Source organism: Vibrio quintilis, assembly GCF_024529975.1.
Lineage (GTDB): Bacteria > Pseudomonadota > Gammaproteobacteria > Enterobacterales > Vibrionaceae > Vibrio > Vibrio quintilis.
This window is the reverse complement of the sequence record NZ_AP024898.1, coordinates 1,552,091-1,564,462: the sequence shown is the minus strand read 5'-3', so window position 1 is coordinate 1,564,462 and position 12,372 is coordinate 1,552,091. Positions and strand designations below refer to the sequence as shown.

The following is a 12,372-nucleotide window of genomic DNA, read 5'->3' as shown; positions in this document are numbered from 1 at the left end:
AGAAGTTGTAAATAACAGAAGTTGTGAATAAACAGAAGTGGAAAAGTGAACGCATGAAAAGATTAAGGCATTACACCCGGGGCACTGCGATTGTGCTGAGTTGTTTTGGGTCGGTGGTTGAGCAGCAACGTTATCAGGCACTGATGCATCAGGTGCAACAACGCTACCCGCAGGCAGAAGTGAGAATCGCGGTCAGCTCGCGGATGGTGATCAAAAAACTGGCTGAAAAAGGACAGGCGTGCCAGCACCTGCCAGCGGTGCTCGCCGATCTGGATATGGCGGGTTATCAGCGCATTCTGGTGGTGTCCTGCTATCTGTTCCCCACCGATGAGCACAAGCAGGTCGGGCAGATTGTCGAAGGATTTCAACAGTTTTCTTTATCGGCGATTGACACAACGCCCGCGATCATTCACCACACCCACCGGGCGAATGCGCTGTTGGCCGGGCTGAATCAGCGCTTTGCTCAGGGCAGCGATATCAACCTGTTTGTCCACCACGGTGCGCCTTATCTGGATAATCCGGGCCATCAGGCGATCAGTTATTGCGATACGTTTCTTTCCCAACTGTCGGCGAAAAACATCTCCTGCTCACTGGAAGGGGCGATGCCGTTTGAGTTGCTGAAATCGGCGATTCAAAGCCGGGTAAAAGCGGAGACGAAGCCGGTGCTGCGGATCATTCCGCTGTTGCTGGTTTCCGGTAACCACTTTGTCAATGACATGGCGGAGATCAAGGCGCAGTTGTCGGCATGGTGTGACGTCCATATCGCGGAAGGCGCGCAGGGCGAGTCTTTTCATTTATTGTCGCTCGAAGCCGTGACCGACATCATTTTCACCCAGATCGATCAGGGCCTGACCCGGCTCAAAGCGCCTGCTGAGGAGATAAGCTGTGGCTAAACTCTATCTGGTGGGGTTAGGCCCCGGCAGTCTGGATCTGATGTCCGTTCGCGCACAAACCGTGATCAAAAGTGTGGATGTGGTGGTGGGCTACGGCCCGTATGTCAAACTGATTGCGTCGCTGCTTGACACCCAGACGCTGGTCCGCTCCGGCATGACGCAGGAGTGGCAACGGGCGGATGCCGCCATTCAACAGGTCCGGGAAGGGAAAGACGTCGCACTCGTGTGTTCCGGCGATGCCGGAATGTATGCTATGGCGCCGCTGGTGTTTGAGCTGATCGCCGCCAAAGCGATTGAGATTGACGTGGAAACTGTGCCGGGAATCACTGCCGCCAATGCCTGTGCCTCACTGGTGGGGGCGCCGCTGGGCCACGACAGTTGCACCATTTCGCTGTCCGATTTACTGACCCCGTGGGAGGTGATCACCCGCCGAATCGAAGCCGCCGCGATGGCTGACTTTGCGATCACCTTCTACAATCCGCGTTCGAAAAAACGGCAAACCCAGATTATTGAAGCGCAGCGCATCCTGCGCAAATATCGCCCGGCAGAGACGCCGGTGGCGGTGGTCAACGCGGCTTATCGTGAGGAACAGCGGGTTGAACTGTCAACGCTGGACCAATTTACCAACCTTGAATTTGGCATGAATGCCGCGGTGATCGTCGGCAACGAAAGTAGTTATCGCTTCAAGGATCTCATCGTGACACCGCGTGGCTATCAAAACAAATACAGCTTAGACGATGGGGCAACCCGTCAGGGACAGACGCCGGGGCGCACTTTGCAGCAACCCGCTCAAGGCGATATCACTGACAGCGCAGTCTCAGCGTCCGCTTTATCTGCATCTCAGGCACCGGCAAAAAACGGGGAAATCGTATGACGGTCTATTTTATTGGTGCCGGTCCGGGGGATCCGGATTTGATTACCGTAAAAGGGGCAAAACTGGTCGAAACCTGCCCGGTGGTGCTGTACGCGGGCAGTCTGGTGCCGAAAGCCGTGATTGAACGCGCACAGCCGGACGCGCGCGTCTATGACTCGGCCAGCATGGATCTGGACCAGATCACCCAGGTGTACACCGATGCGCACGCCAACGGCGAAGATGTTGCCCGGGTGCAGACCGGCGATCTGTCGATCTATTCTTCACTGGCGGAACAAACCCGCAGGCTGGACGCGTTGGGCATCGATTGGCAGGTGGTGCCGGGGGTGTCTTCGTTTCAGGCGGCAGCGGCGGCGCTTGGTCAGGAGCTGACACTGCCCGAAGCGTGCCAGACCATTATTCTCTCCCGCGCTTCCGGCCGAACGCCGGTGCCGGACAAAGAGAACCTCCGGTCGCTGGCCCGCCATGAAGCCACCTTGTGCCTGTTTTTAAGTGCGACCCTGATCCGCAAAGTGGTGCGTGAACTCAGTGACGTGTATCCGCCACACTGGCCGGTGTGTGTGGTCGAGAAAGCATCGCATCCGCAGCAGCGCATTCTGCGCGGCACACTGGCGGATATTGCCGAAAAAATGCAGGCCGCCAATATCCGCTCAACGGCGATGATTATTGTCAGCAAAGTGTTTGCGATCGAGGACTTTGTTGATTCGAAACTCTATGACCCGGCGTTCTCGCATGCCTGTCGCAAAGCCCGGGTTGTTGAACCTGCACCGGACCACGAAGGAGAGGGTGATGAATCAAGGTAAGGTGTATTTAATCGGTGCGGGGCCGGGCGACCCGGGGCTGCTAACCTGCCGCGCGAAGCAGCTGCTTGCGGCATGTGATGTGGTGTGTTACGACCAGCTGGTCAGCGCTGCGATTCTTTCCACCATTCCGGACCATGTCCAGCTCCATCAGGTCGGCTATCGGGGCTATCAGGGCACGCATATTGATTACGGGATGCACCCGGATGTGCTGGATTTCGCCCGGCAAGGCAAACAGGTGGCCCGTCTTAAAGCCGGTGACCCCTGTATTTTTGGCCGTACCACCGAAGAGTGCCGTGACCTGAAGCAAAACGGCATCCCTTACGAAATTGTGCCGGGCATTACCGCAGCTTTAGGCGCAGCAGCTTATTCCGGCTTCCCGCTCACCAGTGCCGGGATGGCATCGGCCGTGACTTTTGTCAGCGGCCATAAAGGGTCCAAAGCCCTGCGCGCACTGAGTCGCCTTGGCCCGGATGGCGGCACATTCGTACTGTATATGGGGGCGAAAAAACTGGCGGAACACATCCGGAGCCTGACAGAAAGCGGCACCGCGAAAGAGACGCCGATTGCGTTGATCAGCTCCGCCACCAGCGCCGATCACAGCTGTATTACCGCTACGCTGGACACCATCGTCGATGCGGTCGAACAGGCCGGATATACCGGCCCGGCACTGGTGATTATCGGTGAAGTTGTCACGCTGGCACAAGCGCTGGACTGGCGCAGCCAGTTGCCGCTCGCCGGAGTTCGCGTGCTGGTGTGTGGCCAGTACGGGGCATTGTCTGCACTGCGCAATGCGGGGGCGGAAGTGATCGCGATTGAACAGATGCCGGTGCAGTCGTTGATTGGCCGCGAAGCGTTGGAACAGGTGGCGTCACTGCCGGAGCTGGGTTTCAGCGATTTACCCGCCTTCAATGTGTGGTGGCGCGCGGTGTTGGCAAACGACTGGGATATTCGCCGCTTCCCCATGCCGATGGGGAGTGACAACCGTGCGGTGCAAAAGGCGCTGCGCAACGTGGGGATTCGTCCGGCCCGTTTATCTGAACAGGCGATGACGCTCACACTCAGTGAAGCGCAGGCGCTGGATGACCCGGCGCGGTTTTATCTGGCAGGCCGGACGGTGAGCGAGCCGCAACACTATGCGTTACCAGCGGTTGACTGGGTGCTGGCAGACAATATTGCGATCTATCAGTCGATTGCACAGCATCATCCCGAATCGGTGCAACACGCGCAGCTGGTGCCGCTGAACGAAGCCGTCAGAACGTGGGCGCAGGCCCATGACAAGGTGACAGAACCGGGCGTTCAGCCGGATTGGGTCGGGTTGGACGATTCGATTGAGGTGAGTGATTTAAAAGAGGCGGGCAAGCTGAATGCGTTCGCTGAACCCGCAGAGTTCGCCACTTCCGGAGCGTGCACTGATGTGGTCTGAATTCAGCTTGCCTGCATGGCTGGCCTCCATCATTGCACCGGGTTTACTGGCGGGCGCTTTGATCTTAATTGCGGCGCTGTGGCTGGATCGCTGGCTGGGTGAGCCGCGTCGCTTTCATCCGTTGGTTGGCTTCGGCAATCTGGCGCAACGCATCGAAGCGTTTTGCCGCAGGCTTTCCTTTCTGAGTGAGAAACAGCAGGGCGTGCTGGGCTGGATGCTGGCCGTGGTGCCCGTAGTGTGGGTCACGGCGTTTCTGGTCGCGTGGGCAGAGCAGTGCAGCCCGCTGCTCTGGTTTGTCCTCAATGCCGCGATCCTGTATCTCACTATCGGTGGCCGCAGTCTGATTCAACACGTGGAAAATATCTACCGGCCGCTGAAAGCGGGTGAGATCGATCAGGCGCGCAAACAGGTGTCGCTGATCGTGAGCCGCAATACCGAAAAGATGCAGGAGAAAGAAATTGTTTCCTCGGCCATTGAGTCGGTACTGGAAAACGGCAACGACGCCGTGTTTGCGCCGATGATCTGGTTTTTGCTGTTGGGCGCGCCCGGCGCGGTGTTGCTGCGTCTGGTCAACACGCTTGATGCGATGTGGGGTTACAAGAACGATAAGTACTTGAATTTCGGTTTTTTCAGCGCAAAGATGGATGACTTGTTATGCTGGCTGCCCGCACGGGTGACCGCGCTGGTGTATGCGTTGCAGGGCAGTTTCAAAGAGGCCATCCATTGCTGGCAAACGCAGGCGAAAGCCTGCAGTAGCCCCAATGGCGGGGTGGTGATGACCACAGGCGCAGGCGCACTCAAAGTGACGATTGGCGGCCCGGCTTACTATCATGGCGTGTTGCACGATAAAAAGCCGATGGGCATCGGCGCGTATGCTACCGCAGACGTGATTCCCTGCGCCAACCGGCTGGTGGTGCGGGGCAGCTTTGCCCTGAGTTACCTGTGGCTGGCATGCGTGTTAGCGGGCATCTTCTGAGGACAGGCACCTTTTAATTGAGGAGGTATCTTCTGGGGACAGGCACCTTTTGATTGAGAGGCATCTTCTGAGGACAGACGCCTTTTGAACACGGATCGGCTTTGATGACAAGTGTATTTCGAATGTTAGGAGTGGTGAATGGCAATCAAACATGGCGGTAATCTGATCGAAATTGCCGCCCGATATGGCAGCAATCCGGCCGACTGGATTGACCTTTCCACGGGCGTTAGCCCGTTTACTTATCCGGTCGGGGAAATCCCGGCATCAGTCTGGAACCGGCTGCCGGAGACCGGCGATGGTCTGGAAGCGGCAGCCAAAGATTATTATGGTGCGGCACAGATGCCGGTGGCCGTGGCGGGATCTCAGGCAGCCATTATGGCGCTGTCGGGTGTGATTACGCTGGAAATGGGGCGCTGTGGCACCATCGCGCTGCCCCGTGTGGGTTACAAAGAACATCAGCAGGCGTGGGGTAGTTTTGAGCAGAATGGCAAGGCATGGGAGATTGAGTTTTATGATGATTTTCCTACGCAGCACCAGTTCGCTATCAGCGATGTCGTATTGCTGATCAACCCGAATAATCCCACAGGGAAGCTGGCCCGGCCGGATGCATTACACGCCGCCTTGCAAGAGAAGCAGCGCAAAGGCGGGTATCTGATCGTCGATGAAGCCTTTGCCGATTGCACTCCGGAACTGTCAATGCTCAGCACTGCTTCTCACCATGAAAACCTGATTGTGCTGCGCTCCGTCGGTAAGTTTTTCGGCATGGCGGGCGCACGGGTCGGTTTTGTGTTTGCCAAACCGGTGATCAAAGCGCTGCTGGAAGAAACCCTCGGCCCGTGGACCGTGTCCGGACCGGCGCGCTGGGTGATGAAACGGGCACTTCAGGACAGCGCGTGGCAGCAGGCAACCGCCGGGAGGATTCAGGCGGCTTCCGAGAGGCTGAATCAGCTGCTGGACAGCAAGCTGAAGGCTTCCGGGGTGAATGATTCTGAAGTCAATGCTCCCGAAGTGGATGGCTTCAGAGCAGGCACACCGCTGTTTACCACGGTGTATCTGGACCATGCCGTCGCCTGCCATGAGGTGTTGTGCCAGCAGCAGGTATTGACCCGGTTATGTGATGAGAAAAACGCGATCCGGTTCGGATTACCGGCGGATGAAGCGCAATGGGACCAACTGACGGCAGCGCTGGATGTGCTGGCGGTGACGCTGAAAGAAGTATCACCATGCGCTGGTTAAACTATATCCTCCTCAACGCCGTCGCGCCGGTGCCTGCGCTGCATCAGATCAGTGATGCCGGGGAAGGCGCGGGGCTGATGCAGCTTCACCCGACCCGGGACACGGAACACATCGCCTGTGGCCAAGCCAATACGCCGTTACATGGTGAGTTTCGTCCTTCACCGGTGACCAGTATCGGTCTGGTGACGCCAGCAATTCTGGTGCATGGGCTGCTCCGGGCATTGCAGGAAAAAGGCTGGCGGATTCGTTTGCACTGTTATCAGCTCGGTTTGGAAAGTACGCCGGATCTGACCGGTTGCCAGCTCGATGAGGTGGTGGTGCATCATTGTCAGACCGGGGAAGAAGCCCGGCTGATGCAGCGCGAACTGATTCCGGAGCTCAAAAGGCAGTCGGATGCCGGGGAAGCGCATCTGATCGCGGAATCGGGTATTGGCGGGACCACATTCGCCACTTTATGGCTGCGCCGCTGGGTGGCTCCATCGCTGTGGTTTGCAGGCAGCACCACCGACCCGCAAAAGCTCGCCATCAAATCCAAACTGCTCGACGCATTGCAAAACCAGTCTGCGTCGATGCCACGGGATGTCAATCATTACCGCCAGAACCACGGATTCTCCGACCCGGTGCAACGCGCCTGCTGCGCTTTGCTGGAATCGACCTGCCCCGCGCTGCACTTCGCCGGGGGCGTGATGTTATTTGCACCGGTAATTGCGATGCAGGGCCGGATTCTGGTCAAAGATATTTCTGTTTCCACCACCCGCTGGGTGCTTGACGCTGACGATGCAAAGAAAGCCGCCGCGGCGCTGCCGGAACACTGCGGACTGATGACGCCGGTGATCAGCTTTTTGCGCTCTCAGTTTGAGGCGATTCGCAGGTATGAACGCGGGGATATCATTGAGGGCTGTGGCTTGGGCGGATGTCTGGTGTTTGCTGAGCAGCAAGGCATGCGTGAACAGGAAATCACCGAAAGTATGGACCGTGCGGTGAAGCACTGGCTGGTTTGAACGGGGTGTCTTCCGGCGGGGAACACGAGATAGTGAGTTGAAATGATAAAAACATCAAAAGCATTGATGGTGCAGGGCACCACCTCTGACGCAGGGAAAAGCGTTCTGGTTGCGGGCCTGTGCCGTGTATTGGCCCGCAAGGGCGTGAAGGTTGCGCCGTTCAAGCCGCAGAATATGGCGCTTAATAGTGCAGTGACGGTCGACGGCGGCGAGATTGGCCGGGCGCAGGCGGTGCAGGCATATGCCTGCGGGATAGAACCCACAACGGACATGAATCCGGTGCTGCTCAAACCCAATACCGACATCGGTGCGCAGGTGATTATTCACGGCAAAGCCTTGGAAGATATGGATGCGGTGGCTTACCACGCCTATAAGCCGCAGGTGATGCAGTTCGTTCTTGAATCCTTTGAGCGGCTGAAAAACGACTATCAGAGTGTGATGATTGAAGGGGCGGGCAGCCCGGCGGAAATCAATCTGCGCGAGCACGATATTGCCAATATGGGCTTTGCCGAAGCAGCGGATGTGCCGGTGATTATTGTCGCGGACATCGACCGGGGCGGCGTGTTTGCTCATCTTTACGGCACACTGGCGCTGCTGAGTGAATCCGAACAAAACCGGGTGATTGGCTTTGTCATCAACCGTTTCCGCGGTGACATTAAACTGCTCGAAAATGGGCTGGACTGGCTGGAAGCGAAAACCGGTAAGCCGGTCATTGGCGTGTTGCCTTACCTGCACGGGCTGATGCTGGAAGCCGAAGATGCGATTAATATCAGTCAGCTCAACAGTGACGAACCCCAACTGAAAGTGGTGGTGCCGGTGCTGCAACGAATCAGTAATCATACCGACTTTGACCCGCTGCGCATGCATCCCAATGTGGATCTGGTGTTTGTCGGCAAACATCAATCGCTGCCACCGGCTGACTTGATCATTCTTCCGGGCTCAAAAAGTGTCCGCAGTGATTTGGCTTTTTTACGTGAACAAGGCTGGGACCAGCAGATTGTCCGCCATCTTCGCTTCGGCGGTAAGCTGATGGGGATTTGCGGCGGTTATCAGATGTTGGGCCAGCGGGTTTGCGATCCGCAGGGGTTGGAAGGACAGGCAGGCGAGAGTGCCGGGCTTGGCTATCTGCCGCTTGAGACGGTGTTGCAAACCAGCAAACAGCTCAAACAAACCCACGGAACACTGACTTTACCCGGCCAGAAAACAGTCGATGTATTTGGATACGAAATCCATGCCGGTCACACCCAGGGCATCCCGGAAAATGCACCGCTTTCACTGAGCGGGGAGAAAGAGGGCGCGATGGGCGTGGATGGGCAGGTGTTTGGCAGTTATCTGCACGGTATTTTCGAGTCTCCGCAGTCGTGTCAGGCGATTTTGCGCTGGGCCGGACTGCCGGATGCGCAGGGTGTCGATTTTGCCCAAATGCGCGAAGACGGCATTAACCGGGTCGCGGATGCGATTGAAGCGCACCTGGATCTGCAAAAGTTATGGCCGGATCCGGAGGCATTTCAGCAATGATGCATACCGTTCGTTGTCCGGCACTGGTGGTGGCCGCTCCCGCTTCCGGGAGTGGGAAGACCACGCTGGTGGCCGCTATCGCGCGATACTTTACCCGGCAGGGAAAAAAGGTACGGGTGTTCAAAACCGGCCCGGATTTTATCGACCCCGGTTTTCTTGCTTTCGCCTCAAAACAGCCGGTGTATCAGCTTGATTTCTGGATGGGCGGCGTGGCGCACTGTCAACAGTTAGTCGCTGAAGCGGCCGCCGATGCCGATCTGATTTTAATTGAAGGAGTGATGGGCATGTTTGACGGCCAGTGCTCCAGTGCCGATATTGCGGCAACGCTCGGCATTCCGGTGCTGGCGGTGATTGATGCCGGGAAGATGGCGCAGACATTTGGTGCGGTGGCTTACGGTCTGGCGAATTTTCGCGATGATATTGAGATGTACGGTGTGTTTGCCAACAGTGTCGGGTCAGCGGGGCATGCCGAAATGCTCAAAGCGTCCTTACCCGAGCCGCTGGCGTTTTGCGGTTATCTGCCGAAACAGACCGATCTGAGCCTCCCGGAAAGGCACCTTGGGCTGGTCCAGGCGCGGGAGCTGGCCGATTTGGAAGCGCGGCTGGACCTTGCTGCGGACCTCATCGGTCAAAGTGGTGAGCTGGTGATGCCCCCGGCGGTTGAATTTGAGCGGGCGGCGCCACCGGTCCACCCGCCGCTGCTGGCCGGGCAGACGATTGCCATCGCCAGCGATACCGCGTTTAGTTTTATTTATCAGGCCAATCTGGATCTCTTACGCGCGCTGGGCGCAACCCTGACGATGTTTTCTCCGGTGCGTGGTGACGCACTACCAGATTGCGATGCACTCTATTTGCCGGGCGGATACCCGGAGCTTTATGTCGATGAACTGGCGGCCAATACCCGTTTACAGAGGCAAATCCATCAGCATGTTGCTGCGAATAAACCGGTGCTCGCCGAATGCGGCGGGATGCTGTATCTCAATCAATCTCTCACGGATACGGAACACCGCCGCGGGGCGATGTGCGGGGTGCTGGATGCACAGTCCGTGATGCAGGGTAAACTGGCGGAGTTAGGGTTGGTGGAAGCTGAGTTTTCAAACAATGAACGCCTGCGGGGACACACCTTCCATTACTCGAAAACCGAATCCAATGAGGCGGTGCGGTGTGTACCGCAATCTCAGCGCGGCAAAAAGATGGACCCGGTGTGGCAATATAAAAACGTGATTGCTTCTTATGTGCACTGGTATTTTCCATCCCATCCGGCGCTGGTCGCGAAGCTGTTCCGGGGGGAAGGATGAAGATGATTCTGGTGCGGCATGGCGAGACCGGGTGGAACCGGCAGCGGCGGATTCAGGGCTGGCTGGACAGCCCGCTCACGCCGGAGGCGGTTGCGCAACTGAAGCGGCTTTTCAGCGATAACCCATCGCTCGCGCACATCCGGCCGACGGTGATTTACAGCAGTGATTCAGGCCGTGCGCACCACTCCGCGCAGATCCTGGCTGAATCCTGCGGTGCAGATGTCATCACGGATGCGCGCCTGAGAGAAAGAAGGTTTGGCATTTTAGAAGGGAAGGTCATTGATCAGGACAATTCACTTGCGGCGTGCTGGCGTGCGTATCACCATCGTTATGATGAAAAAATGACGGCGGTCTCTGGTGTGGAACCGGAGCAGGATTTCGAGCAACGTATCCGGTCCTTTCTGGCGGAGCTGGCATCCCGTCATTCTCCGGCGCAGGAAAGAGACATTGTGATTGTCTCGCATGGCGAGTGGATTCGGGCGTGTCTGAATGTGATCCACGGGGTTGCTTCGTGGAAGCAGGGAAATGGCGTGGCGGGGAATGCCGTGCCGGTGGATTTTGATTTTTCTGTCAGTGGCTGATTGATAGATGAGTCGTGGTTTTTGGTTTTGGTGGGAGGGTTTGTTGCGCGATGGGGTTGTTCGGTTTCTTCGGCTTCATTTTCTCGTTCCCACGCTCCGCGTGGGAATGCATACCGAGCAAAAAATCACCCTGAAAATTACAGAAATTACAGGGACACACACCCTAACAGTTTTGTTTTTTTCTGCTGTCTTTGGCTTTAGTGGGAGTGTTTGTTGCGCTATAGGCTTCTTTGATTACAGAGGCATGATCGAACGCGCCCCAGTTCCTTTTGGTAGACGCCAAAAGGAACCAAAAACGTCTTTTTTTGCTTGGTCACGCGTGGTTCAGGACCGATTTGTAAGCGCTTCCCTGCGCTGACAAATCTGGAACTTTCGTCCTGAAAGTTTCTCCTTTGAACAGCGATCAATTTGGCTGTGTTTTGTTTCCTCGTTCCCACGGTCCTCCGTGGGAATGCATACCGAATGCAAACATCATTGATATAAACTCGTTTGATAACCTTTGTTCCCACGGTCCTCCGTGGGAATACAGACCGAATATAAGCATTATTGATATAAACGCGTTGCAAATTCTTCTTTGCTCACATCTATTATGAGAACATCAATAAAAACCATAAAAATTGTCTGTGTGTTCAAAGTATCAATTTTAAGTGATCAAGTGCATTTGAATTACTGGGTGTTTGGTCAATTCTATTTATTGATGAAGGGAGAGTTGTGGTATTTTTGAGGACGTGATTGCCGGGGGTATCTAGTGTTAGATGAGTATGACAATTTGCGTTTTGGCGTAAGGTGTATGTCCTTTTTAATCACTTGATTTTGATGATTTGTTAAAAAATGTAAAACCTTTCTCTTAGGATTGAATAGCCCGACATCTGTAATGTATTATACAATTGTATGCTTAATTTGCGGTGTTATTACTCAGAATGAATATGTCAAAAGCCGAATTTAAAACCATGTGGGCGTTATATAAAAAACAATCGTGGTTGGAGCAAAAGATAGATGCATTATCTAGCTTACTTTTTGACGAGTGTAAGACTGAGCTTCAACGTAAATTAGTCATTTCTCTGCTTGAGCGATTCGAATACTTGGATGATGAAGGCGTTGCCGAGGCCTTGAATTGGTTTATAGAGGAAATTGTTACAGACCCAAGTTTGTCGAGTGCTACAACTCAAATTGTTGCTATGACCTTTGATTCAAAATCGGATAGTGGTCAGTACATATTACAGCTTCTGAAACCAAAACTAGCAGAGCAAGGTTGGCGAGAGCATCTCTTAGTAAACAGATGTGATCATTCCCTAAAAAATTTCAGAAAAGCAGGAAATTTACATAACCAAATTGTTCTTATAGATGAGTTTATTGGCAGCGGGAAAACGGTAGTTGGGCGTGTCGAAAGTCTTAAAAGAACTTATGGAAATTCTAATATTAATAACGTTGATATCAGAGTGGTTGTGATTGCTGCCTCAACTGTCGGATTACAATGCCTTCGAGATAAAGGTATAAAAGTTTCATATTTTATAAAGGTTCCTAAAGCTATAAGTGAGTATTACGAAGATGATCTTGAGCGGAATGAAAATTTATATTCTATGGAGTTGCTAGAGGATGGTCTTTCTCAAAATTATATGGGGCATGACTTGCCGAAATTAGGCTATGGTGGTACAGAATCTTTATTTTACATGGAGAGAGGAAATACACCTAATAGTGTTTTCCCTCTATTTTGGTGGCCAGAAACTTGTGATGGTAATTTAAGGCATAGTTTATTAATTAGGGCATTTTGA

At 54.7% G+C, this 12,372-nt stretch carries 12 protein-coding genes; all 12 read left to right on the top strand.

The genetic code is table 11. The annotated features are described in order from the left end of the window. The first annotated feature begins 53 nt into the window (after window positions 1-53). The gene (locus OC443_RS25540) at window positions 54-893 is read left to right on the top strand and encodes a sirohydrochlorin cobaltochelatase (RefSeq protein ID WP_073579564.1); all 840 of its coding nucleotides are present in this window, start codon (window positions 54-56) and stop codon (window positions 891-893) included. Then, entirely contained in the window at window positions 886-1,767 is an 882-nt protein-coding gene (cobJ, locus tag OC443_RS25535; RefSeq protein ID WP_073579565.1) for a precorrin-3B C(17)-methyltransferase, read from the top strand. Before OC443_RS25540 ends, cobJ begins: the two co-directional genes overlap by 8 nt. Then, the gene (gene cobM / locus OC443_RS25530; RefSeq protein ID WP_073579566.1) at window positions 1,764-2,567 is read left to right on the top strand and encodes a precorrin-4 C(11)-methyltransferase; all 804 of its coding nucleotides are present in this window, start codon (window positions 1,764-1,766) and stop codon (window positions 2,565-2,567) included. Before cobJ ends, cobM begins: the two co-directional genes overlap by 4 nt. Next, window positions 2,554-3,990, top strand: a complete 1,437-nt coding sequence (gene cobA / locus OC443_RS25525; RefSeq protein ID WP_073579567.1) for a uroporphyrinogen-III C-methyltransferase — start codon at window positions 2,554-2,556, stop codon at window positions 3,988-3,990. Before cobM ends, cobA begins: the two co-directional genes overlap by 14 nt. Then, the gene (gene cbiB, locus OC443_RS25520; RefSeq protein WP_083601500.1) at window positions 3,980-4,966 is read left to right on the top strand and encodes an adenosylcobinamide-phosphate synthase CbiB; all 987 of its coding nucleotides are present in this window, start codon (window positions 3,980-3,982) and stop codon (window positions 4,964-4,966) included. Before cobA ends, cbiB begins: the two co-directional genes overlap by 11 nt. Before the next feature lie 138 nt (window positions 4,967-5,104). After that, window positions 5,105-6,202, top strand: coding sequence for a threonine-phosphate decarboxylase CobD (gene cobD / locus OC443_RS25515; RefSeq protein WP_262021774.1), 1,098 nt, complete (start codon window positions 5,105-5,107; stop codon window positions 6,200-6,202). Beyond that, on the top strand, window positions 6,190-7,203 hold the full coding sequence (locus OC443_RS25510) for a nicotinate-nucleotide--dimethylbenzimidazole phosphoribosyltransferase family protein (protein ID WP_073582231.1): 1,014 nt from the start codon (window positions 6,190-6,192) through the stop codon (window positions 7,201-7,203). Before cobD ends, OC443_RS25510 begins: the two co-directional genes overlap by 13 nt. A gap of 42 nt (window positions 7,204-7,245) precedes the next feature. Further along, on the top strand, window positions 7,246-8,721 hold the full coding sequence (locus tag OC443_RS25505) for a cobyric acid synthase (protein ID WP_073582229.1): 1,476 nt from the start codon (window positions 7,246-7,248) through the stop codon (window positions 8,719-8,721). Further along, window positions 8,718-10,019, top strand: a complete 1,302-nt coding sequence (locus OC443_RS25500) for a cobyrinate a,c-diamide synthase (RefSeq protein ID WP_234976365.1) — start codon at window positions 8,718-8,720, stop codon at window positions 10,017-10,019. Before OC443_RS25505 ends, OC443_RS25500 begins: the two co-directional genes overlap by 4 nt. Then, window positions 10,016-10,600, top strand: coding sequence for a histidine phosphatase family protein (locus OC443_RS25495; protein WP_073582227.1), 585 nt, complete (start codon window positions 10,016-10,018; stop codon window positions 10,598-10,600). Before OC443_RS25500 ends, OC443_RS25495 begins: the two co-directional genes overlap by 4 nt. A gap of 7 nt (window positions 10,601-10,607) precedes the next feature. Further along, entirely contained in the window at window positions 10,608-10,958 is a 351-nt protein-coding gene (locus OC443_RS25490) for a hypothetical protein (protein WP_073582225.1), read from the top strand. 568 nt (window positions 10,959-11,526) lie between these two features. After that, on the top strand, window positions 11,527-12,372 hold the full coding sequence (locus OC443_RS25485; protein WP_073582223.1) for a phosphoribosyltransferase-like protein: 846 nt from the start codon (window positions 11,527-11,529) through the stop codon (window positions 12,370-12,372).